This window comes from Metabacillus endolithicus (genome assembly GCF_023078335.1).
Lineage (GTDB): Bacteria > Bacillota > Bacilli > Bacillales > Bacillaceae > Metabacillus > Metabacillus endolithicus.
The window spans coordinates 3795262-3819487 of sequence record NZ_CP095550.1 but is presented as its reverse complement, the minus strand read 5'-3'; the positions used below and the strand labels follow the sequence as shown (position 1 = coordinate 3819487).

Here is a 24226-nt window from a genome sequence, read left to right as displayed (position 1 = left end):
GTCCCTAAAAAGGCTGTTCAGTTAATTATTACTTAGATCTTTTGATAAACTATTTCTATGATGTATTTTTTTTTGCTGGACATGCACAAATGCTTGATCTGCATACCACATGATACAAAATGAATAAAGACTACCACCAAAAATAAAAGTAGCACCTGGAAAATACATACCTCCCAAAAATAGTGTAATTAAAGCAGCAATCATTATGAAGGTAACTTTGGGATTCACGAACATGTATAAAAAAGAATTTTGAATAATTTTAATTACTGATATTTGATAGGTAACGTAAACAGGAAACACATACAAAACCATAAAAATAAACAAAATGATGGCTAATACGGTAATTGAACTAACAACACCCCAAAAACCTGTATGATTTTGCAAAATGAATTTCATGTCTACATATAGGATAAAAGCTATTCCTAAGAGGATAATCCCTAAAAGATTACTCTTAATAAATTCCTTTTTATAATAAGAAAAGAAAAAATGAAAAAGAGAGAATTCACCCTTGCATTTTAACCATTTCCGAACAACTGCAAAGGTAGAAACACTCGCAGGGAAAAATCCAAAAATAATCAATCCGAATAATGTAAATAAAATCCATAACAAATTAAGATAAGCGAACTTAGTTATCCAGACAGAAATTTTATAAACCCCACCCATCAGTCCATTTACTTGCATGACTAATCCCCCTTATCCTTCAATAGTAATCTATTACACGATTATTAATAAACAAAGAATCAATTATTTTTCACCTTTTTGAACTATTTTCTAATTCTTCATCTTTATTTAACACAAAGTTAGATTCATTACTACCTCCAATGGCTACAAAGGCCCCTCCTTGTGTCATGTTTCCGAAGTCAAAAATCATATTATTTGAATAAAACAAATTTAGTCGAATATAAGTACTTAAAATTCCCATTCCCCCTATAGATAAATCATAGTGTTTATGACTATCAGAATTGTATTCTCCTATCTGATTATGCAATTTCTCAAGAGATCTAACTTTAAATCCAGGTCCATTATCTTGTATGACAATTTCCCAACTTTTTTCACATTTTACACCCTTGATATTAATATTTAATACTTTATTATTAGTAAATCCATGTGTAAGGCAGTTCTCAACAATAGGCTGAATCATCATTTTTGGAATCAAAATTGATTCCATAGATCTAGGTATATCAATGGTAAATGTTAGTCTGTCTATATAACGAGTTTTCATTAGAGCTAAATAGGTTTCAGTAAATTTTATTTCTTCAATTAAATAGGTTTGATTTGTATTATCTGAGGAAGTTGTATATCTTAGAAAATCTGCCAACTTTCTACTAATCTCTTCTACTTCTTTATTTTTTCCTCTCTTCGCTAAAATAGTTACTACTCCTAACATATTAAAGATAAAGTGTGGATTGATTTGAGCTTGTAATAGCTTAAATTTCAATTGAATTTCAGAGGTATGAAATTGGACGATTTTCTCTAAAGAGTTTTGTAATCTTTTATTCATTAATTGGAATGATCGATTCAGTGCATCAATTTCATTAAGATGATGTTGGTTTTCAATTTTAGACGGTTCTTCTTCTAAACTAATGTTATCTATAACATTCTTTAAATTTCTAAGTGGAAAAGTGAGCTTTTTAGCTGTGATAAAAAATGCTCCTGCTGTTAAAAATATAAGGAATAAAATTGCAACTGCCATCAAAAAATTGAAGTGGGATAAAGAAGCATAAAATTGCTCCTCTTTAACAGAGTATAAAAGGTGGAAATTAGAATGATTTGATCTGATATAATACTGTACCTGCCCATTAGACGTTTTACTACCTTTAGATTTTCTTGTATCAATCATTTCACGAAGAAACTCCTTTTGGCCGTTAACACCCTTCTTGTCTGATTGATAAAGAACTCTACTTCCATCTTCATTATAAATAGCTATTGTTCCACCATTCATTAGAGATAGATTATGTAGAGGAAATCCATTAAATTGAACTTCTAAAAAACCAATTTCATGGTTACTTATTCGAAGCTGACGCGTAAAAATCATAACTGGATCCTCATTATCTTGGTTCCATGGGTCACTATTATATTTAACATAAACATCACCCGCTTTTTCTCTTGCAGCTTCAACATAGTTACTTTGTTTAAATGGATTACTACTATTATTCTTCGATGATAGTAATAAGAAATTGTCTGTTAATAAACTAATTCTCGTTATATTTTCATAGACTTCAGAATTGAGAGCCAGACTATTCATTAACGCGTTATGAGTCTTGATATAAATCGCATCGCTAGGTGAACTTTTTAATATGTCGAAATATTCAATTGGAGTATAACCTTCATGGTCTTGGTTTAAGTAAAAGTATTTAGTAATTTGGTTATATTCATTATAAAAAGCATCTAATTGTGTAGAGATATTTTCTAGTGTCGATCTTGCTTCCTGATCTAATGTTTGTTTTAAACTCTCCTTAACGAACCAATTAATTGGTATTGCAACCAAAAGTGTAAGTGTTATCAGAATTAAAGTATATACAACAAATACTTTTATATGTAGCTGCCTATTTCGTAGCATTTTGTTCTCCTTATTCGTTCTAATCTATGACTTATTTGAACAGCGACTAATACTACAATTAAGTGACCAATAATCCATTCCCCCACTAATCAAATTTGAAAATAAATCTTCACACTATACTTCAGAAACGATCTGTTTAAGAGGATTCAACTGATGGGTCATTCGATAAAAAAAGATGAGTGAACGTCCCACTCATCTTTTCCTAAACCATAAGGTTAAAACCCAACAAAGCTACGTCTAGTTTCAGTACTCTTTAGTGATTCAATGATATGATCCGCAGTGCGAATGGCAAAAGCAACAGTAGTTAAGGTAGGATTCGCTCTTCCCACGCTCGGCAATACACTATTGTCTGCTACATATAGTCCCTCGATTCCATGGATTTGACCATAACGATTTGTAGCTGAAGTCGAAGGATCATCCCCCATTCGGCATGTTCCAGTTTCGTGATAATCACTTCCAATAGGCATCATGAATACAGATGGATCATCATCCCCAGTAACTAAACGAAGAATGTCACGGCACGATTCTGTCATTTGCTGAATAACCTTCTGATCATTATCACTATAAGAAAAATCGACATTTAACATCGGAACCCCATATTTGTCCCGACGAGTAGGATCCAGGTAAACTCGATTCTCAAACCTTGACTCTACTTTTCCATAGGCACCGATATTAATTCTCACATCTTCCTGGAATGTCCTTTCATGCTCCTGTGAAGACCATGACATCGGATCCAGCATCGCAAGCAAATAAGGGCAATTCTCCCCATTTGGTATGACAATTCCTAATGTTCCTAGAGGCTCCGGGAATTGCTCTCGTTTCATAGAAGAAGTGGCTCGAACACCGGAATGATTAGCAAGGTAATGACCAATTGCCTCTCCCTTTATGCCTGAGTTCATCAAAATCCGAGGAGTCTCAAACGTACTCGCTGACATAACAATGTTTTTAGCTTTCAATGTATACGATTTTTTCTCTGGAGTCATCACTCTTAATCCCTGAACTCTATCATTCTCAGTATATATCTCAACAGCTTTAGCCCTTACTGCAAGATCAAATGATCGTTTCATTGCTCTGGTAAGGAATGAAATAGAGCTGAAGAATACATTGGAGTGTATCTCTCCATGCATAGTGGTTTTTAGATCAGCAGCCATTGGGATATAAGTTGAGTCAGAATAACCAGCTTCGCGCAGCCTTTGAATCAAAGTTTCAGTAAGTGGCGATCCTTTAAAGAAAGAGTCGGAAACATTCATGGCCTTCTCGGCAATTCCGTAATAATCATTCATTTCCTCTAAAGAAACTGGCCAGTTTTTTATTTCACAGGAGTCCATTCTCGGTGAAATTTGTGTCCAAAACAACGTTCTTCCTCCTAGAGCATTTACCTCAATTGCATCCGGGAAATTAGAAGAATATTTTGAAGTATGCGATGTAAAGCTTGGGTTATGTAAATATTGAGGAAATCGTTCAGATGATATGGTTGGTATATTTCTCGCATGAGTAGGAATCACGAGGTCACCAGCTTCAATCATACCAATCCGTTTGCCCTCTGCTATCAACTTTTCACATAATCTCCACAGAACAGCCCTCCTCCTGCTCCGGACCCGACAATTAACACATCATATTCATTATTCGACATTTCTTCAAGACTTACAGTTGGAATCCAATTGTTCATGGTTTCAGAAGGACGTCCAATGGAACTAGTCGGTATATTTAAATTCATTCTAACTCACTCCTTGATTTAGATGTTGTATTACATAATTAAAATATCGCATCTGTTTCTATAGCTTAGATCATCAACTTAAATTAAAAACGATCCATTTTATAACTGAATGTTTTCGCAAGTCATACTAAAGTTATTTAATATAATAGACTTTTAGCTACTTTTATAGATTCTGAGAGGTCAACAGTAGGCGTATATTCTAATCCAAAATATCCGTTGTAGGAGGTACTTTTAATCGCTTGAATAACAGCTTGATAGTTTATTTCACCTTTCGTTATTTCATTTCTACCAGGGTGACCAGCAGCATGAATGTGTCCTATCTTATCGATATTCTTTGTAATATTAATAATGAGGTTGCCTTCACTAATTTGTTGATGATATATATCATATAATACTTTAACGTTAGAACTACCAACTTTATCAATGATTTGAAATGCTTCTTCTGAACTAGACAAAAAATAGTTGGAATGATATAAATCGACTTTTACATTTAGAGGTTCAACCACTAATGTAATGCCAGTCTCCTCAAACAAAGGTGCAACACGTTTTAATCCATCTACAATACTTTGATGTTGACGCTCTCGTGGTATACCTGGGATCAAGTCACCAACAGTGGTAATAATAGTGTTGCATTCTAGCTCTCTCGCTACTTTAATCGTTTCTATGCAATCTTTAACGTATTGTTCGCGAAATGCTGGATCTGTTAAACTTATTTTTTCAGTCATAAATGCGACAACTTCCATTTGTAAATCTTTGATTGTCCTCTTAAGCAAATCAACGTCTTTATTTCTCCAACTCCAAAACTCTACAGAATCACAACCAGCTTCCTTTACTGCTTTAATACTTTCAATAGGGTCTCCACCAAAAAAAACGGCATCAAATAAAACTGATAATTTCATAAAATCACACCTTTACTTATTTTATGGCCTGAATATAAATTAAAATGAAAGATTCAAACTACTAGAGCATTTTTCTTATCTCACAACAATTTGATAGGATTATTTATAAATAGGTGCTAGCTCATGGTCGATATACCACTTAGACAAAATCATAGATGCAAGCGGATCAGGAGTTCCATCAGTCTCGATTGTTACCCAAATTTATGGTTATATTTTTTCATTAATTTCCATAGTCCTTTGAAATCAATTACACCGGCTCCTAGCTCCCAAAACCATCGTGTCCCTTCATCTGCAAATTCAGCACCTGGAGCAAATCTTTCACTATCGGGAGCATTTGGATGTGTCGTATCCTTTAAATGAAAATATTTTACTCTATCATGATACTTATCATAAAACTGAACAGGATCAACGCCCATAATAGCTAATTGTGCTGTATCCAAACAGTAGGAGACATACTTCGGATCTGTCATTTCTAAGTATTGCTCATGATCGTAACGATTAACTGCGCACCAAAATTCATTATGAATACAAGCCGTAATCCCTTTATCTACTGCCCTTTTCCCGATTTCATTCATACAATAAGCTGCATTTTGAAGTTGTTCCTGTGACAACGGACCAGTCCCATAATATTGCCCTGCAGGCATAATAATTAAATTTTCACCACCTAATTCATTTAAAGCATCTATCCACATTTGATTAAATTGAATTGCACCGTTTAAAGTTTCTTTATTTTCGGAACCTATTGCAAATGAAAACATACCTGTGATTTGTTCAATTCCTCTCTCCTTTGCAAAATCAGTAAAGTTTTTTAAAGAACCAAAAGCTTGCTTTATATATGGGATATGATAAAACATCAGTTCAATCCCTTTAATTCCAGCGCCTGCATGATATTTTAAAATTTTGTCCCAGTCTAAATAATAAGCTGCATTACCAAAGTCATCTTCATACCACTCATTAAAATTATTAATCTTTGGTATGTCGGTAATCATGCCCCACATATTTGTCATGTATGAATACTTCAAATTTTCCATTTCCTTTTCTCCTTTCATGATTTTAGTAGTTTATTATCTATATACCAGCGCATTTTGAGTAACGCCTTATAAACATTTAATGTTTTCTTAGATTCACAGATGACCCATCCATCGTAACTAGTATCAGTTAATGCATGATATACTCCCTGTAAGTCAACCTTTCCATCACCTAAATCACAAAAGACTCTTTGTGCTCCAACCTTAGGTATTTCAGGGTTTGGTTTCTTGTAGTTATCTTCTAAATCCACAAATCTAGTATCGCTAAAACGAATGAAGTTAAGCTTATCATGATATTTTTTTACCACTTCCACAGGATTCTCATTTGCAATAGATAGATGCGCCAAATCTGGACTGTAGAATATATGTTGGGAATCTAATTCATCCATAAATCGATCTAATTGGTTACCACGTACCAGGCTCCAAAATTCATTTTTTATTGATGCTTGTACTCCGCTTTTTGATGCCATCTTTCCGATCTTATTAATAGTGTCAGCAGCTTTTGAAAGAAAAGATGGCTCCCAGTTCTCTCCTTTGGATCCCATAAGATGATGAAGTAATCCTAACTCTGGTGTTGGAGAGATCACTAGTCCCTTTCCATCAACCTCTTCAAGAAATCCAATGGCTTCTTCTGCAGCGGCTTCGAATTTTTCAAACACTTTTCTAGGATCTTGCCCCGTTGTTATTAATTCGAGTAAGGAATCTTGCGCACTGATATGCACTCCTGTAATTTGCTCAATGCCAACATCAGCGAGTATTTCCATAAAAGAATTTACAGAACCATACTTTGTATTTACCGCATACTTGTTTATAGGCATTCCACTTCTAGTCATATTAAAAGCTATACCGTCATTTGTATAAGGATTATATGGGAGTTCTACCCCCTTAAAGCCTACTGCAGAAGCAAACTTAAACAATTCAATCCAATACTTCTTTGTTAATTTATTTGTATAACCAGGTTCAGTTATACGCATGTTGATCATCTCTAAGCTACAACCAAATTTCATTTTTTTAACTCCTTCCATAAATTCGAATTATTCTATAAACTACGTTTCCAATCTTATAAACAACTCTTATTAAAAGATTACCAAATACGTAAGCGCTAACAAATGGAAGATCGTTCTTATAAACATAGAAAATTGTTTTTCTATGTAGAAACCTTTAACAAGGCACCCCTATCTACATAACAATAAGATAAATTTATTGATATAAGGTCGTCTCTTTATAAGTACTTGGGGGAACACCTACATGATGTTTAAAGATCTTACTAAAGTAAAAGTGATCTGGATAACCGACCATTTCTGCTACCTCTTTTAATAGCAAATCTGGATATTCTGTTATTAAAGCTTTAGCTTTATTCATTCTCAACAAAGTAAAATACTCAACAAAAGATTGATTCATATTTTCACGAAATAGACTACATAGTTGTGTCTTTGAAATATTAAAAGTATCCGTTAATTTTGTTAATGTAATAGGTTTATATAAATTTCTTTCTAGATATATTTTTATATCGTTAAATATTTGTTTTGAGCTTTTGCCAATTTGTTCTGATTCATTGTTATATTTACACTCTGATAGGATACTTAAAAATACATCTTGTATTTCATCGTAAGAGTCTGCTAAATATATAATTTCTTGTAACTTTTTTTCGATTGATGAAATTTCAATTGAATTGATAGACTGAGCATACTCACCTACAATCCTTAAAACTGTTTTTAAGTTCTGCTCTAATGCTACACAAGATATTTCTCCTTTTTTCCAGAATGAAAATATACTTTGAATTTCATCTTTTAAAAGATTCCATTTTCGTTTGTAGATTAATATTCTTAGCTTGTTATTTATTACTTCTAAAAAATATTTAGTATTTTGATCATTTTCTTGTACTCCTGCATAAACATCTATTAATTGTGATTTCCCAACTTTTAAATGTGTATATAATCCTTCACGAATAATAGGCAAAGAATCAATTAATGCTTCTATTGTTTCATATGTCTTCTCGTAGGCAAATGATACAATAGAACTCTCTGAAAAATAATGAAAAGTATCTGATAATATGAATTTCATTTTATCCTTATTTGTATTAGTTAATCCTATAATAAGAATATCCCCTAAGGCATTATCATTCAGAACCCACACTTCTTCCCTATTATCTAATAAAGCTTTTAGCTTTTTTGCCACTAGTGATTCAGATGGTAGAGGAAAAGGAAAATCAAAGGGATACGCCCCCTCAAAGCTTTTCACGTAAATTGCAAAGAAGCAATTAAATCGATTATTCAGTTGCTTAACCATCTCTGAATCAAAATTTACTTTAGGTATGTGTATGATATAATTTAGCTTTCTTTGAATTTCATCATGCTCCTGAAGCGCATTGTTTTTAACAATCTGAGATAGAATATGATCAACCTCTTCTTCAAAAACTGGTTTGGTTAAGAAATCAACAACACCAGCTTGTATTGCTTTTTTTGCTGAATCAAAAGAAGGAAAGCCGCTAACAATGATAATTTTAATAAATGGCCAATGGGATTGAATTTTTTTGATAATTGGACCCCGTTCATACTTGGCATATTGATATCAGTAAATATACAATCTGGTTTCTTTTTAGGAATAATATCTAACGCATCTTCAGCGCTAAATACATAATTAATCTCATAAGGAAATACTTCGAATTTTGCGAAAAAATGTTCGATAGTTAATTTTAATTCTTCTATAAAAAATGGCTCATCATCAACTAAAAGTATCTTCACCGAATCCTTCCTCCTTGTCATTATAGGTCTTAAGTTTTAATAATTTATTAAGTCCAAAAATGTAAATAGAAAGATAATCCTGGTGATAACCACCTCAGGTTTTAAAGCGCTTTCATAAATAACCTTTATTAATCGGTTTTGCATACCCCGTTAAATAATCGTAAACGTCCTCTTGTGATATGTTCTGAGCATATAGCAATAAAAACAGTAAATTTGACACAATATTCATTTCGCACATCCCCCTATTTCCAAAAATGATTTATTCCTAGTTTCTTTTTATAAAGGGGAGTATTTTCTCTCTACCCTCTATATAGAATAAGATCCTCTATTATTAAAAATATTGAAGGAATAAAAAATAGCAATTAATAAAGTAATGACCATCTAAGTTGGGTATTTATCTTAATTATATGGAAGGTTTAATTTAAGAACGTTTAGTTTTTTAAGATAAATCATACCAATTTTTAATTTTTTCAAATAAGAATGTCATCTTCTTTTGCCACGCTTATTGTTAAGTACTTTTTTCCATTGGGGGACAAGATTTCATCAAATCATTCTGACTCAATCTTTTTATTTCGCAAACAAAAATAGTTAAAAGACCTACAATTCATTGTAAGCCTTCCGGTAAGTTGAAAATTTATAATTAAGCGTTAATCTTATATTCTTTTAAATAAATAATGACAAACACTACTTAAAAACTATTTCTCATTAACTGTTGACCCACGTTTAATTAACTTATGATCAATTAATATTCTTCTTCCAGTAGAAATTTCCCCTTTAATCATTGATTCAAGCATTCTCATAGATTCATAACCAATCTCATAAAATGGCTGATCTATTGTCGTTAACTTTGGATTAGTCATTTCGGAAATTTCTTGATTATCAAAGCCACATATTCCAATATCCTCTGGAATTCGGTATCCAGCCTCTTGAAATGTATTAATACAAGCAACAGCTAAATTGTCTGTTACACAAAAGACTCCATCGATTGGAGCACCAGATTTTAATAACTCATTTGCAAGATGTACTCCAGTTTCATAACTATAGTCGCCGTGCTTAACTAAGTTAGAATTATAGGTGACCTGATTCTCCTCCAGTGCTCTACGGTATCCTATATAACGGTCTCTTGAGAAGTTAAGTGAAAAGTTACCATCGCCATCCTCTACACCAAGGCCAATAAATGCAATATTCTTTTTTCCCGTTTCAACCAAGTGATTTACTGCACGATAAGCAGCTACCTCATCATCTACAGTCACTGCATATGTATTTGGAATAGATGTATACTGAGTACATTGTACAAGTGGAACAGTCTCACTTAATTCTATTAATTCCTGGGTATTAAAAAACATTGTCAAGATAATGACTCCACCTAATTGCTCTTTTGGTAAGAAACTCCAAGAATGTAAATGCTGAGTTTGACTTGCATGATAGCTGATAATCACTTCATATCCAAGTTGTTCACCTAAATCTTGTATTCCAGCAATTACTTCATGAATAATGACTGCTGCCACTACAACAATGACTTTTTTTTCATTATTTTGTTCATTTCTTATAGTTGTTTTTGGGACATATCCTAACTCTTGAATTGCTTTTAATACTTTTTCTCTTTTTTCTTTTGTTACCATATAATTACTGTTCAACACACGGGAAACTGTCGCAACAGATACACCCGCTTTTTTTGCTACATCTACTACTGTAACCACTACATCACCTTTTTCTGAAAACAAGTATTCTTACAGTTTTGCAATAATAGTACCATATCTATATGTTCCCTTCAATTTTACTTTTGTATCTATAGAAAGTGTTTACATAACCAAAATAAAAACAAGTATTTTAAACATACTTCTGAATAAAATACTTGTTTCTAATACTAAAAGTAAACTACATGATTAAACAGTGATAAATCAGTACAACAAAAGATTAAGAACTCATTTCAACGTTATCTTCTATTTTTTCTTGTGTTTTTTCTTTTTTCAGTTTAAGTGCCAATAATAAACCGACCCCACTTATGATTGTAATAACCATAAACGTAATTCCCATTGCATATTTTTCTGATTCTAGAGTATTAAGATCTCCATTGTTAGATATACTTGTATATAAACTGACGATTATTGATATTCCAACTGAACCCGCAATTGAAGTCAATGTGCTATAAACTGCAACACCATGTCTAAATAAATACTGAGGTATAGCATTCATAGCACCTGTTTGGATAGGCGCCATTAACAAGCCCGTTCCGATCATTCTTAATGTATAAAAAATAACAATAAATGTAATAGATTTTTCTATACCAATTATAGCTAAAGGTATCGTCGAAACTGTGATGACAATAAAACCTAGTACCACGAGATACTTAACACCAATTTTATCCGTTATACGCCCTACAAATGGTGACATTATTCCCATTAATGCTGCCCCGGGAAGGAGAATTAAACCAGAAGTAAGTGCTGAAACTCCTTCTACATTTTGAGTATATAAAGGAATAATTGTCTCAGTACCAAACAATGTTCCGAAAGCAATTGAAACTAATATTGCGGAGACAGTAAACGTATTGTATTTAAATACTCTAAATTCAATCATTGGCTGGGATAATTTTAATTGTTTTACTACTAACACCCATAATGCTACAACACCTGCAATAACCCATCCAATCGTTTTAACGCTTCCCCAACCTAATGATCCAGCAAGACTTAGTCCATATAGAATTCCTGTGAAAGCAACCGCAGACAATATAATTGATATAACATCTATTTTTTCATTTTTATTTGTTTCAGTCACATTTTCCAACGTAAAAATAGCACAAATAAAAACAATAAGTGTTAGTGGAAATGTTCCATAAAATAGGTATCTCCATGATAAAACATCAACAATTCCACCAGCAATGGCAGGTCCTATCGCAGGTGCAAAGCAAATAACTAAAACAACTAACCCCATTGCACTTCCACGGTTTTCTTTAGGTGTTATCAGTAATATGATATTAGAAACTAAAGGCATCATGATTCCAGCACCTACTGCCTGAATAAAACGAGCAATAAGTAGCATTGTAAAATTTAAAGAAATCCCTCCAAGAAGAGTTCCTATTAAAAAAGTGGCAACTGCAGTAAAAAATAACTGCTTAGTTGTAAACCTTGCTATTAAAAAAGCTGAAATAGGAACAATGATACCATTTGTTAACATAAACGATGTAATTAACCACTGCGCCTTATTTGCATCGATTTTAAAATCAACCATAATTTGCGGTAACGCCGTTATTAAAATTGTTTGATTCAATACTGCAATAAAGGTACCTACTAGTAGCAAAGTAATTAATATTTTTCTGTTATATTTACCTGTTTGTATAGATTGATTCATTTATTAACCTCTCTTCTTCTTATTAAAGCTTCTCAAATTCTCTTCATTATCAAGTTAATGTTGCTTCTATTTTATTTTAAATTTTAACCTTTTAAATAGCTTTCTTTTCTTTTTACTAAATGTATTAAATTTTTATCCTTTACGATAACGTATCTCTTTCCACGTAGAACAATAATTTATATGTGTTTTTTAACCCCCTTCACCTAATTAGTATGTAACGCCTTCTGTTTGGGATTTTTTTCAAGAATGAGTGGATCATTTTAAAATAAAAACACGCAACTCCATATCCTTCTTGGTTGTATAGCCGAAGGATATGAGTTTGCGTGTTTAATATGGTAACCCTTACATTATTAAGATTACTTAATTAATTTATTCCTTTATTCATCAATCGTTTACTTTTCATCTAATCTTTGTCTAATTTCTGCAGCTTTTTCTTCAGTTAATCCATACAATTTTGTAGGGATAATTGCAAGAAGGAATAAGATCGCAGGTGCAATGTTAACTACAATATTTATACCATTCATGGCTTCAGCTGTTTGTTCAGCATTAGCTACATATCCAAATACTCCCAATAATGCAACTGTTCCTGCTCCACCTATTGCACTGGCAAATTTAGTAGATAGACTTGTTGCAGCGTAAGCGGTACCATCAACCCGTACATCATTCTTATCTTCCATCTCATCTATAGCATCAGGTATCATTGCCATAACAATTGGTATACCAAACTGTGTTAAACCAAAAATAAAAGTACTAATTATTAACAATGGAATATTATTATAATCTACAAAGTATAGAAAGATAAGTGAAAGTGCTGCTAAAGTATAAGACACGTACAACATATTCTTTTTCCCAAAGTTTTTAGCAAATCTAGTGAAAAGCATAATCCCAATAGCTGCACCAATAGCCGGCAAAGGCATGAAAACTGCTATTAAATCCATTCTTTTTATTACATACATATAGTAATAGATTTGAACTCCCATTCTTCCAAAAAAAGCTGTTAGAGAAATTAGCAATATAAAGAAAATACAAGTTAGAGATCTACTAGTTAAAACAGTACCTAAATGACTCTTTTATGGATATTTTCTTATTATGAATAGGTTGTACAACCTCTTTACACTTGAAGAATACTAAGTAAAAAAGTGGAATAGCAATAACAGCTAGTACTATCGCTGTCATTGTATACCCTCTAGCTGTAATTTGATCTCCTGTTCCTGAACTAAATAACAAAATTAAAGGCATAGATATGACACTAAGAAGAACACTACCTAGATTTGTAAATAACATTCTAAATGAACTTAGTGCAGTTCGTTCTCCAGAATCCTTTGACATTACTGCAGCTAAAGATCCATAAGGTAAATTAACAATTGTGTATAACATACCTAGTCCAATATAAGTAAACATAAACCAGGCAACCTTAGCTTCCATATTCCCACCAAATCCAGGGGCAGTAAATGCTAGTACACTAAACAAAGCTAGAAATGGTGTACCATATAGTATATAAGGTCTAAACCTTCCATGTTTCGATTTTGTACGATCTGCTAAAAAACCAAGCATAGGGTCATTAATACCATCCCAGATTCGGGCAATTAACATAATTAATGCTACCAGTGCTGGTGTTATACCAACTACATCCGTATAAAAAATCGTAAGGTAGGAACCGCTGAAGCTCCACAATAACTGACTTGCAAAATCACCAAAACCGTAACTAAGCTTAGTAGAGAACGATAATTTTCCCTTTTTATGGACTATTATGGTTTGATGATTTAGATCTTGCGTAGCCACATTACTACTTAAGTTTTTACTCATGTAACCAACCTCCTTGAATGTTTTTAAAACAGACTAATATGTTACTATCCCTCCCTAATGTCAATATTAAAGCGCTTTCTTAATTCTATTTTATTAACATTTAATCTCACTAGATATGTATTATTTACACTAGTAACAACTTATATTTAATCTGATTACATTCTTTTTTAAAAAATGAGGTTAATAATTTACATATGACTTTTGCATTAAAACATTGTTCTTATTGATCTTCTATTTTCAATTTCAGCAATAATATAACGACTTAATAACTATATTTCACTACTCTTTTTTGGGCATTTTATTAAATTAAATGTAACTATTATTTATACTAATGTAAATAAAAACCCCCAAACTAACTTTGAAGCTAGCTTTTGGGGGTTTCTTTATTATAAAAATTAATTTATTATCATTCTGCTAGAGTCAATATTATTGCTTTACCGTTACTAACTCTAAAAGCACATAAATTAACAATTATCAAGTATTTTTCGTTCCATTTGCAAGTGTCGTTTTGTCATTTCTACTGCATGATCAGAAGCTTCATACTCTGACATGATATAACCTTTAAAGTTTGAGTTTTTAATAACTGGTAAAATATCACCATATGGAATACTAGCTTCTTCAAGATGTTCATACATATAATGAAATTTCCCATGGAAATACATCACATGAGGCATAATATTCTTCAACCCTTCCAAGTCAGGGTTGCGGGTGAATTGCACAAATCCATACATTCCCTGAAATGCTCCCATCACTGCATCATTCGCACCAGCATCTAGTAAGCGTTCTCTTGCTTCATCTCTTGATACACCATCATAACGTAAATTAGCAGCCATTTCTAATAATTCAAGGGGTGCTCCTTTTTCTAATGCTTCATCCCAATACACTTTGTTCGGTTTTGTTGCAAAGCATCCAAAATCAGGAACTAATCCAATGTAATCAGATCCTAATTTTTCAAAAACTTCCACATATTCCTGGACCCTTGGTGATGATGGAATTTGAGGATTGTGAATTTCTACTCCCACCTTCACTCCATAATTCTCAGCATAAGTAGCTAACTTCTCAATGGCAGCAGGTGATAGGGAAGGTTGTGCTCTCATCATTTCACAACCTAATTTATTAGCAGTTTTTATATCAAGAATAGCCGATTGAATTAACTCATCGTCTGTTAAATCTCTCCCTGTTATAACTCCACGATCAGAGCTTGCACCGTAGGAAACAAATTTAATTCCATAATGATCTGTCATTGCTTTAAATTCTTTGACTACTTTGTCACTTGCATAAGGATAAGATGGTAACATTGTTGCCCCTACAAGCTCAAATCCTTCTGCACCAATTTCAGCTGCTGAACGAACACAATCTTCTAATGAAAGATTACCTTTTACAAAATCTGTTGAAAAACTAAATAATGAAACTCCTAGTTTAATATTACTCATTTACTTTTATCTCCTTTCTTTCCTTTCTTACAGGTAACGTTTTACTTCCACACGAATCTAGTACGGCATAATTGTGATTCTTCGTATTCCCTGGTACATGCATGTATGCATTACGTAATAAAAGCGTTACATCAATTGTATGTTCACCCTCGTCTAATCCTCCTGGTTGATATACTTTAATTGTTGCAGGCTCATTAACATTCCAAAACTCGGATATTAAATATGGTATTTGCCCCATTGTAAATTCTTTTCCATTCAAACAAAAATTCAAATCATTAAGATCAACTTGTTTATCGTCAACTTTTATTGTTAGTTCCTCAATACATGATAAATAGTGACCTCGATAATAACTCAATCTAATTTGAAACTCATAACCAATCTTTTTCTCATTTACGTACGTGTTAACAAGGCTGTCATCACAGACTGTATCAACAAAAGGCAATTTCATTACAAATGTCATTTTTTCTCCTCCTATTTAGAAACTACATATTTTTTCACCTTATTTATCAAAAACAATCTCCTTACCAGTTTCAGCTGATTGATAGATCGCATCTAATATTTTTGTTACGATAAACGCTTCCTCTGGTTTTACTAGTGGCTCTTTATCTTCTCGAACAGCTTCTAACCATTGTTTAGCTTCTAACGCTTCTGGTGAATTTGCTCCACCTTCAAAATAAGCAATGTTTCCAACTGGGGATTTTCTTTGTTCAACTAACATGCCATTATGGGTGTTGTTATAAACCAATTCCTTGTCCTTAAAGCCCATTCCTGAAATAATTTCCGCTCCGCCTTTTGTACCACAAAGAGTTGTCGCAGCTTCTTTTGCATTTAATACATTAAAGCCCCAGGAAGATTCTAGGAAAATCGTTGCCCCGTTTTCCATTTTGATATATCCAAATGCTGAATCCTCAACTTCAAACGTTTCTGGATCCCATGTTCCGAATAAGTTCCCTTCTGTTGCCTCTGGTAAATGACCTAGCTTATGAAAGACAGATCCTGATACGGATACAGGTTTGTAATTGTTCATCATCCATAACGTGATGTCGAGTGCATGAGTACCAATATCGATTAATGGACCTCCACCTTGTTGAGATTTATCAGGAAATACTCCCCAAGTTGGGACAGCACGGCGACGTACCGCATGTGCCTTTGCGAAATAAATATCCCCTAGCTCTTCTTTTTCACATGATTGATGTAGAGCTTGTACTTCCTCTCTGAAACGGTTTTGATACGCAATCGTGAATTTCTTACCTGATTTTTTCCAAGCGTCCATCATTTTTTCGGCAGCTTCTGTATTATGAGCCATTGGCTTTTCACACATAACATGTTTCCCCGCCTCAAATGCTGCTACTGTAATTGGGCTGTGCATCACGTTAGGTGTTAGTACATGCACAATATCAATCGACTCGTCTTTTAATAACTCGTTATAGTCTTCATATACTTTTGCATCCTTTGAACCAAACTCCTGTGCTGCTTTTTGTGCACGCTCTAGCACAACATCACAAAATGCAACCATTTCACATGTATCTTTAAATTGTGATAATGCTGGAAAATGTTTTTGATTAGCAATACCACCACAGCCTATAATTCCAATTCGAAGTTTACTCATATGATATCTCTCCTTTAATGTCCTTAAAAATCACTTATTGTTTCCGTTTACAATAATATTCTAACTTGTCTCACATAATTTTCCTTTTTATTTTTTAACATAAAAGCCTTTAATTTTCGCTCTTTTTCTACCGAATTTTAAAACAATTAGAAATATACAACAAAAAAAAGTAGATGATTTTTAACCTCTGGAATTTTTCAAAGGCAATTTATATATCTAATCCATTAAAAAGAAAAGAACATTCTTTGAAGAAAAATACAAAAAAGAGAAATTAAAAACTATTGAAAATTTTTAACCTCCCGTATTTTTTAATAATTATTCACTAAATAACAAATTAAGTTCATATAACCTTACTTCATGTGGTTGAAGCTTACCTTCTAGGACAATTGAATTCTCTTCTACTAATGTATGATCTACTTTCATATAAGGAACACATTTTTGCTTTAAGTATTCGACTTCATCGGGTTTTATGTCGTAGACTGAACCAAATTTTAGCCATTCGTCTAAAACACTGCCCTGATCACGATTAATTCGGTGTTCTTTTATACGATATCTCCCATTCGTAATTCCTTGTATTTCTAGAGATAGATTCAATGGATCATTATTCTCAAAAATATCGTACTGCTCACTAATTTCTGTACTTCCTTCAGGATTTAAATAATAAGAGTAGTCAAAGTGTTTATAATTAAAGCATATGATTTGATAGCGATCTCCAGATTTCTTGGTAACAATATAATTTTCACCTTTTGATACTAAAATCTCTCCTAATTGTTTCATTAATACATACGCATGGTAGCTTGCTTTTTTTATTCCACTTTTCGTGATCAGTCCAGCTCCACCATGTAGTAGATTCTTAGAATCTCTAAAATCACTAAAAATATCAGAACACATCCAATATCCCATCATATTGATGTTGTGTTTCAAATTGTCAACGGTATTTTTCACTATATAGGCTGCTTTAAAGCAACTATCATTAAGATAATCTCGGTTAGATATTGAGATATTCCACTCAGTTACATTTAACTCAAGTGAATCAAATCCAGATTTTTTTAAAGAGGTTCTTACCTGTTTAATTTTATTCCTTATATAGTTAGGATTTGTAGAAAGCATATTTTTTTTCGGAATTCTATTCTTATCAGTGTCAATTTCAATTGGATATAAATAGATTGATAAGAAATCTGGTTGTACCTCTCTCAGTCTCCATTGATTAAGAAATAAATCTAACTTATCACTTTCTAAATCCATCGTTAATCCACATCCTCCAACTTTCGCTAAAGGAACAATTTCATTCGTAATCTTTTTAAGAAAGCTGAATACATTAAAATACTCCTCAAATTGGCTAGGGTCATGCCTTTTATTAATCTCATTCCCAGAAATTGTTTCATCTCGTATAGGATCAATATCCTTGCTCCATATCTCAAAGTACCATGTTTCTACCTCTTCAATACCATAACGTTCAATACAATGTAATAAAAATGCTCGAATTATGTTTTTCCATTCTTCAAGGGATTTTTCACTACTCGTCTGTAAAATAAGAGTTTGATCAAGAGTTTTATTCACAATTTTTGGTTTAGGGCCAAGTTCAATAAATGGTTTTAACCTATTTTTTATTAGGAAATCCAGTAATTTATTTATATTAGAAAAATTATAAGAAATATGCTCATTAGAATAATCTTCAACATGCATATCATCACTAAATAATCCCCAAAATCTAGCATATGTAAATCCAATTTCATTCTGTAAAAGTGCGATTTGCTCTTGCATATCTGAATTTAATAGATCAGTTGCATAACCGATATTAATTACCTTGTTCCAATATTTTGTGAAAGCATCAAGTTTAGCGAGTTTAACAATGTGCGTTTCCTTCTCAACCGGTAGCTGATGATTGCCTTGGATAATCGGTAAATGAGTATCCAAATAATTCTGTAATTCTTTTAATACCTCATTTTTTTCAGGTTTGCTATTCTCATTTGAAATCTTCTCTTCTTGTTCTATCGAATCTACCATTTGCTTTCTATACTCGACTGGTTTCACCTGATATTTTTCATTAAATACTCTATTAAACGCAGCTAAATTCGGAAACCCATTATCTAATGCAATTCTAGTAATCGTTTTATTAGTATTGATCAACTCATTAACAGCATGTGCAAGACGTACTTTATTTAAGTATTGTGAAAATGTTTTCCCGGTTTGTTTTTTAAAAAATTTAGATAAATAAGGTACAGTAATAAATTGAATGCTTGCCACTTCCTCTAAAGATAATGGCTCCCGGAAGTTATTCTCAACATATTCAAGAATCTCAGATAATCTTTCATTATTTCCACTCTCTGGTGAAAAGTGTTTCAATTCTTGATGTTTTCTGGACTTTAGATAATTAAAGTGGATAACAGAAATTAATTTAAATGCCTTCTCCCAAAATTCAACCAATGAAGAATCACTCTGTTTTAAGTAAACAGACAGTAGCTCCTCTATGACTCTCCGAAATTCTTGGTCTGATGAAGTCTCGTTTTCTATTGAATTACATTCAAATAATACATTTTCCTGTAAAAAAAGAGAGCATAGTTGATAATAGTTAAAATGGATAACAACATATAAATTATCCTCGTCAGACTGAAAAGAATGTAGCTCATTTGAGTTAAGTAAAAGAAAATCGAATTTACTTAATGTAATTGTTTTACTATTTACTTTTACTCGCAAATTGCCCTTTATGATATAAATTAATTCGATGTCTTTATGGGCGTGGTCTAGGACACTCTTTCCGTGCATGACCGAAATAGTTATTAGCTTTGAATCTACTGAAGTTTGGACCGTTTGTGAACTAAACATTCTATCCCCTCCATCGAATAAGTTATCTTGAATAAAAACACCTCTAAAAACGTATTTATTTTACTAAAAAAATTAAAATTAGAACCTGTAGACATAAATAACAGGCTCCCTTACAAAACAACTTTAATTATCTAATAAACTTTTTAATAATTCTTGATGACGTTGAACTTGCTTAACACTATCTACTTCCATAAAATCTTGTATGTGACGGTTTCCTTCATACTCACTATCAATGTATCCATCATATCCAGCTTCATCTAAAATATTAATGATATCTTTATATGGAATACTAGGTTCTTTATAGTCATCCGTAATATCGTAGTATTTACCATGTACATGCATAATATATGGAATATAGTCTTTTAGAATTTTAGGGTCCGTATAAATTAAGTGCCTAGCCAATTCAGCATAAGCAAGATCGACCTTATTTGCATTTTTCATTTTCTTGACTACTTCCAAAGTCTCGTCCTTATCGACTCCATTCTCATAATTCTCACTTACAAATGTAATGATCTCTGGTGTACCACCATCACGAATATGTCTTTGTTCCATAACAGGAGGAATCCTTTTTACAAATATTCCTAAATCAGGCATAATCCCAAACCATTTTGTTCCACTACTAATAATATACTCCATTCGCTCTTCAAACCAAGGAGTACCAAATGTAAATGGTGCGTGAACTTCTAAAGCAATTTTCACTCCATATTCTTCCGCATAAGGGAGACTTGCTTTTACAACTTCGAGAGGTGTAGATACTAATGTTCTTAACACTTTAAACCCTAATTTATTTGCAAGCTTTAAATCACGTACCATCATATCTACATTTTCTTCTAAAGTAAGTAAGCGATTAGGAAACAATTTATTATCTAAAAATGCATCATAGGCAACAGGTTCCACTCCATATTGGTCCATCCATCCAAACCATTGGTCAACAAACTCTTCCGATACTTTTGGGAATCCTTTAAGCATCTGTTCTGGTAATAATTCAATCCCTTTAGCCCCCGTTTTTGCAACCTCTGCAATACATTGTTCAAGATTTAACTTTCCGGTATAAAACTCTTCTTGATAACTATATAATGAAACTCCTCGTTTTATTTTTGATTTTTCTCTCATTTTTACAATACCTCCAATAGTTCAATTTTCAACTAGAGTAATAGTTTTCGTATCGTCTCCAATATTTGGCCATGGCAAGTAGGAAATCCGTAAATTAACAACAGCATGAACTTTGTGACTTCCTGAATCTAATCCACCTTTTTTCTTAACAAATAATGTTGCTTTTTCTCCGAATTCCCAGCGATTATTTATAACAGTCGATAATTCATTATATGGGAAACTCCCAGTTTCAACCTTAAACAACATATCATCTTGTGGAAATGAGATCCCATCGACCTCTAAATCAATACTATTAATTAATGATAATGAAACTCCACGATAATAAGGAATACGTAATTTAACTTCAAAGCCAATTAATTCTCCGTTTTCTTCTACATTTTTAAATCCATCTTCACAGACCATATATTGTTCAAACATGGTTTATTCCTCCTTATGTAACAACGTGACACTATTTATTGTAAAGATTAATAAATTATCTGAAGCTGAAATAGATTTACATGATTATTTTGAAGTTTACTATGTTTCTATGAAAAGCCTCGCTATAAGACCTAGAACTGATTTTAAAATCGCTTCTTCTAAGGATAGACTTTCGCTTCGTCTCTAGATCAAATAGCGTAAGGCTGATTTTTTTAAGTTTTAAATGTATTACTTAGTTTCTGCCCATTTATCTAATTGCTTTTGCTTCTCTTCAATAATTTTGTCAATACCTGCTTGCTTAAGTTTTTCTTGATACTTTGGTAATTCAGTTTCAGGATCCACAACACCATTTTCAATTGATGCCTTAAATTGGGATATGACGTTAGTTACAGCTGCTAGTTCTGTTTTTACAGGTGATGTATCGAATATGAATCCTAATGCTGCTGATTTCTCTGCTGATTCATTAAGCTCCACCATTTTCTCCCACATATCAGGAGGAGTATCTTCCCATACATAAGTTAACATCTGATTACCGAATTGCCATCCTGCGTTTGGTGCATAGCCAATATTATCTGCATTTACACCTTCTGGGTACGTAATGACATTATCTGATACTTTTACATAGTGCTTTCCTTCAATTCCCCAACTAATGAGGTTCATAATATCTGCATTCGAGTAAAACAGATTGAGTAATTCCATTGATTTTTCTGGATATTCTGCTGATTGTGGGATAAGCCACATAAATTTCGTTACAGTAGATGTATCAGTAAATGAACCTGAAATCGGTACACTTATAACTTCATGACCTACAACTCTACTTTCTTTTTCAGCAATATATGGTATTCCAGATTTAAAAAATGCAAAGACTTTACCCGATTTCATTAGGTTTTGTGCTGATTCAGTATTTGTTGCTACATCTGGTAAAATATACCCCGCTTTATACCATTTTCTCGCTAGATTTATTTCATTCTCATATTGTTCAGATTCAACGTAATTGCTTATTTCTAACTTAGAGGAATCTAGTAACACTCCGATAGTGTCAGCTAAGAAGTCCCCGTTCATGTATCCAATACTGTTTACTAAAGAAGCAGATGTTGATTCGTTAGGCATTAAATACATATCTGGTTCGTTTTCTTTAATCACACGAAAAACATCTGTTAAGTCTTCAACTGTATTAATTGAATTTAAATCAATATTGTATTTATCCACTAAATCTTTTCGAATAATTAAATTTCTAAACATTGCCAAATCACGAACTTGTGGGACTCCGTAAGTATCTTCACCAATTGTTGGTGTATATAGATAATCCGATGAAAGTGCATCTTTAATTCCTTGACCATGCTGATCTAATAAATCATTTAATGGATAAAGCTGACCTTTGGCTACTTGTCCAGGGTAATCTAAGAATCCTGAAAGATTACCTGTTACCAATAAATCTAGCTTTTCACCACTTGATAGCATCAAATTTGTTTGTTGTGCGTATTGCCCAACGTTAATAGGCTCAAGATCAACTTTAACATTTATTTCTTCTTTGGTTATCTTGTTAATTTCTCCTTGAACTAATTCAAGATCAGCTGGTTCCGGACCAAACGAAATATAAGCCATCTTTAATTCAACTGTTTCTTTCGACTTAGACTCATTATTATCTGATGAATCTGATGAGCTTGTGTTACTACATGCTGAAAGGATGATAAATAATGAGACTACAATAGATAATAAACTGATAATTTTTTTCAATACATTTCCCCCCAATTATTTCATCATTAAAAACCACTAAAGAAACTGAGTTTTCAGAATAATAAACCTATGGATTCACCCCCTTTAATAGCCTCTTACCCCTTAACAGCTCCTACAGTTATCCCTTTAACAAAATATTTTTGGAAAAATGGATAAGCTAGCAACATTGGCAATATTCCGATTACAGCTATAGCCATTCGAATTGTTGTTCCTGGTATTTGAGCATTTGCTTCATTTGCACTAGCTCCCAGACTTGTACTAGACAAAAATTGAGTATCAGTAAGAATACGATTTAATACATTCTGAATTGTAAACAAATCTGGGTCTGTAATATAAACCATTTGATTGAACCAATCATTCCAATAAGAAGTTGCCTGAAACAAACCTATTGTTGCTAAAATTGGTAAAGAGAGGGGCAAAACGATTGAAAAGAAAATGCGCACTTCACTTGCACCATCTATTTTTGCTGATTCTATAACGGAATCTGGAATGGATGATATGAAGAATGTTCTCATTAACAGTACATTAAACCCGCTTAATAATAGTAGTGGTACAATTTGAGCCAAGATTGTATTTTTAATGTCTATTAACTGTGTATACACCAAATATGTAGGTACAAGTCCTCCATTAAACAAAAGCGTGAAAAAGACGATAAAAGTAAGTGGAGTTCTAAATGGTAAATCCTTACGCGATAAAGGATAGGCAAGTAAGGCGGTCATAAAAAGCCCCACAACAGTTCCTATCACCGTAACAAGAATCGTATTTCCATATGCATGTGTTATCTCAGCTGCATTATTCCATAGGTACTGGTACGCAATAGAACTTAAATCCTCAGGGAAAAAGCTATATCCATTTTGAATAATCGATTTTTCATCTGTTATAGATGAAATAATTAACAATAGAAAAGGACAAACATACGCAAGGGATATTGTTAATAAAATGATATGAGGTACTAGACTTATTATTTTTCTGTTTCTCCCCATCGAACT

At 32.7% G+C, this 24226-nt stretch carries 21 protein-coding genes; all 21 read right to left on the bottom strand.

The genetic code is table 11. The features are described 5' to 3' along the window. Positions 1–21 precede the first annotated feature (21 nt). The 21 genes from MVE64_RS19495 to MVE64_RS19400 all read right to left on the bottom strand — a co-directional run bounded on the left by MVE64_RS19495 (position 22) and on the right by MVE64_RS19400 (position 24220). Positions 22–681, bottom strand: a complete 660-nt coding sequence (locus MVE64_RS19495) for a YesL family protein (RefSeq protein ID WP_247340455.1) — start codon at positions 679–681, stop codon at positions 22–24. Positions 682–751: 70 nt separating this feature from the next. Beyond that, positions 752–2560 (bottom strand): sensor histidine kinase, encoded by a 1809-nt coding sequence (locus MVE64_RS19490; protein WP_247340453.1) that lies wholly within the window; start codon positions 2558–2560, stop codon positions 752–754. 215 nt (positions 2561–2775) lie between these two features. Next, positions 2776–4113, bottom strand: a complete 1338-nt coding sequence (locus tag MVE64_RS19485) for a GMC oxidoreductase (RefSeq protein ID WP_247340451.1) — start codon at positions 4111–4113, stop codon at positions 2776–2778. Continuing rightward, a complete protein-coding gene (locus tag MVE64_RS19480) occupies positions 4110–4277 on the bottom strand; it encodes a hypothetical protein (RefSeq protein ID WP_247340450.1) in 168 nt (55 codons plus the stop codon). Before MVE64_RS19480 ends, MVE64_RS19485 begins: the two co-directional genes overlap by 4 nt. Before the next feature lie 137 nt (positions 4278–4414). Then, positions 4415–5176, bottom strand: coding sequence for a hydroxypyruvate isomerase family protein (locus MVE64_RS19475; protein WP_247340448.1), 762 nt, complete (start codon positions 5174–5176; stop codon positions 4415–4417). Between the two features lie 191 nt (positions 5177–5367). Beyond that, positions 5368–6207, bottom strand: coding sequence for a sugar phosphate isomerase/epimerase family protein (locus tag MVE64_RS19470; RefSeq protein ID WP_247340446.1), 840 nt, complete (start codon positions 6205–6207; stop codon positions 5368–5370). A gap of 14 nt (positions 6208–6221) precedes the next feature. Further along, complete coding sequence (locus MVE64_RS19465; RefSeq protein ID WP_247340444.1) at positions 6222–7211, bottom strand: sugar phosphate isomerase/epimerase family protein; 990 nt, start codon at positions 7209–7211, stop codon at positions 6222–6224. Positions 7212–7404: 193 nt separating this feature from the next. Further along, complete coding sequence (locus tag MVE64_RS19460; protein WP_247340443.1) at positions 7405–8382, bottom strand: helix-turn-helix transcriptional regulator; 978 nt, start codon at positions 8380–8382, stop codon at positions 7405–7407. Positions 8383–8630: 248 nt separating this feature from the next. Then, on the bottom strand, positions 8631–8948 hold the full coding sequence (locus tag MVE64_RS19455) for a response regulator (protein WP_247340441.1): 318 nt from the start codon (positions 8946–8948) through the stop codon (positions 8631–8633). Positions 8949–9643: 695 nt separating this feature from the next. After that, positions 9644–10648 carry a LacI family DNA-binding transcriptional regulator gene (locus MVE64_RS19450; protein ID WP_247340439.1) on the bottom strand — a complete coding sequence of 335 codons (1005 nt, stop codon included), beginning with the start codon at positions 10646–10648 and terminating at the stop codon, positions 9644–9646. Positions 10649–10865: 217 nt separating this feature from the next. Then, positions 10866–12296, bottom strand: a complete 1431-nt coding sequence (locus MVE64_RS19445; protein WP_247340436.1) for an MDR family MFS transporter — start codon at positions 12294–12296, stop codon at positions 10866–10868. 392 nt (positions 12297–12688) lie between these two features. Next, positions 12689–13309, bottom strand: coding sequence for an MFS transporter (locus MVE64_RS27500; protein ID WP_281730394.1), 621 nt, complete (start codon positions 13307–13309; stop codon positions 12689–12691). Between the two features lie 28 nt (positions 13310–13337). Then, the gene (locus MVE64_RS27495; protein ID WP_281730393.1) at positions 13338–14102 is read right to left on the bottom strand and encodes an MFS transporter; all 765 of its coding nucleotides are present in this window, start codon (positions 14100–14102) and stop codon (positions 13338–13340) included. Positions 14103–14566: 464 nt separating this feature from the next. Next, the gene (locus MVE64_RS19435; protein ID WP_247340434.1) at positions 14567–15535 is read right to left on the bottom strand and encodes a sugar phosphate isomerase/epimerase family protein; all 969 of its coding nucleotides are present in this window, start codon (positions 15533–15535) and stop codon (positions 14567–14569) included. Continuing rightward, positions 15528–15995, bottom strand: coding sequence for a C-glycoside deglycosidase beta subunit domain-containing protein (locus MVE64_RS19430; RefSeq protein WP_247340432.1), 468 nt, complete (start codon positions 15993–15995; stop codon positions 15528–15530). Before MVE64_RS19430 ends, MVE64_RS19435 begins: the two co-directional genes overlap by 8 nt. A 39-nt stretch (positions 15996–16034) precedes the next feature. Next, positions 16035–17144 carry a Gfo/Idh/MocA family protein gene (locus tag MVE64_RS19425; RefSeq protein WP_247340430.1) on the bottom strand — a complete coding sequence of 370 codons (1110 nt, stop codon included), beginning with the start codon at positions 17142–17144 and terminating at the stop codon, positions 16035–16037. A gap of 315 nt (positions 17145–17459) precedes the next feature. Then, positions 17460–19970: a GH39 family glycosyl hydrolase gene (locus MVE64_RS19420; RefSeq protein ID WP_247340426.1), complete on the bottom strand. Its 2511-nt coding sequence runs from the start codon at positions 19968–19970 to the stop codon at positions 17460–17462. Positions 19971–20093: 123 nt separating this feature from the next. After that, a complete protein-coding gene (locus MVE64_RS19415; RefSeq protein ID WP_247340424.1) occupies positions 20094–21083 on the bottom strand; it encodes a sugar phosphate isomerase/epimerase family protein in 990 nt (329 codons plus the stop codon). Positions 21084–21104: 21 nt separating this feature from the next. Then, positions 21105–21500, bottom strand: a complete 396-nt coding sequence (locus tag MVE64_RS19410) for a C-glycoside deglycosidase beta subunit domain-containing protein (protein ID WP_247340422.1) — start codon at positions 21498–21500, stop codon at positions 21105–21107. Positions 21501–21728: 228 nt separating this feature from the next. Continuing rightward, positions 21729–23237 carry an ABC transporter substrate-binding protein gene (locus MVE64_RS19405; protein WP_247340411.1) on the bottom strand — a complete coding sequence of 503 codons (1509 nt, stop codon included), beginning with the start codon at positions 23235–23237 and terminating at the stop codon, positions 21729–21731. Positions 23238–23332: 95 nt separating this feature from the next. Then, a complete protein-coding gene (locus MVE64_RS19400; protein ID WP_247340409.1) occupies positions 23333–24220 on the bottom strand; it encodes a carbohydrate ABC transporter permease in 888 nt (295 codons plus the stop codon). Between the last annotated feature and the right edge of the window lie 6 nt (positions 24221–24226).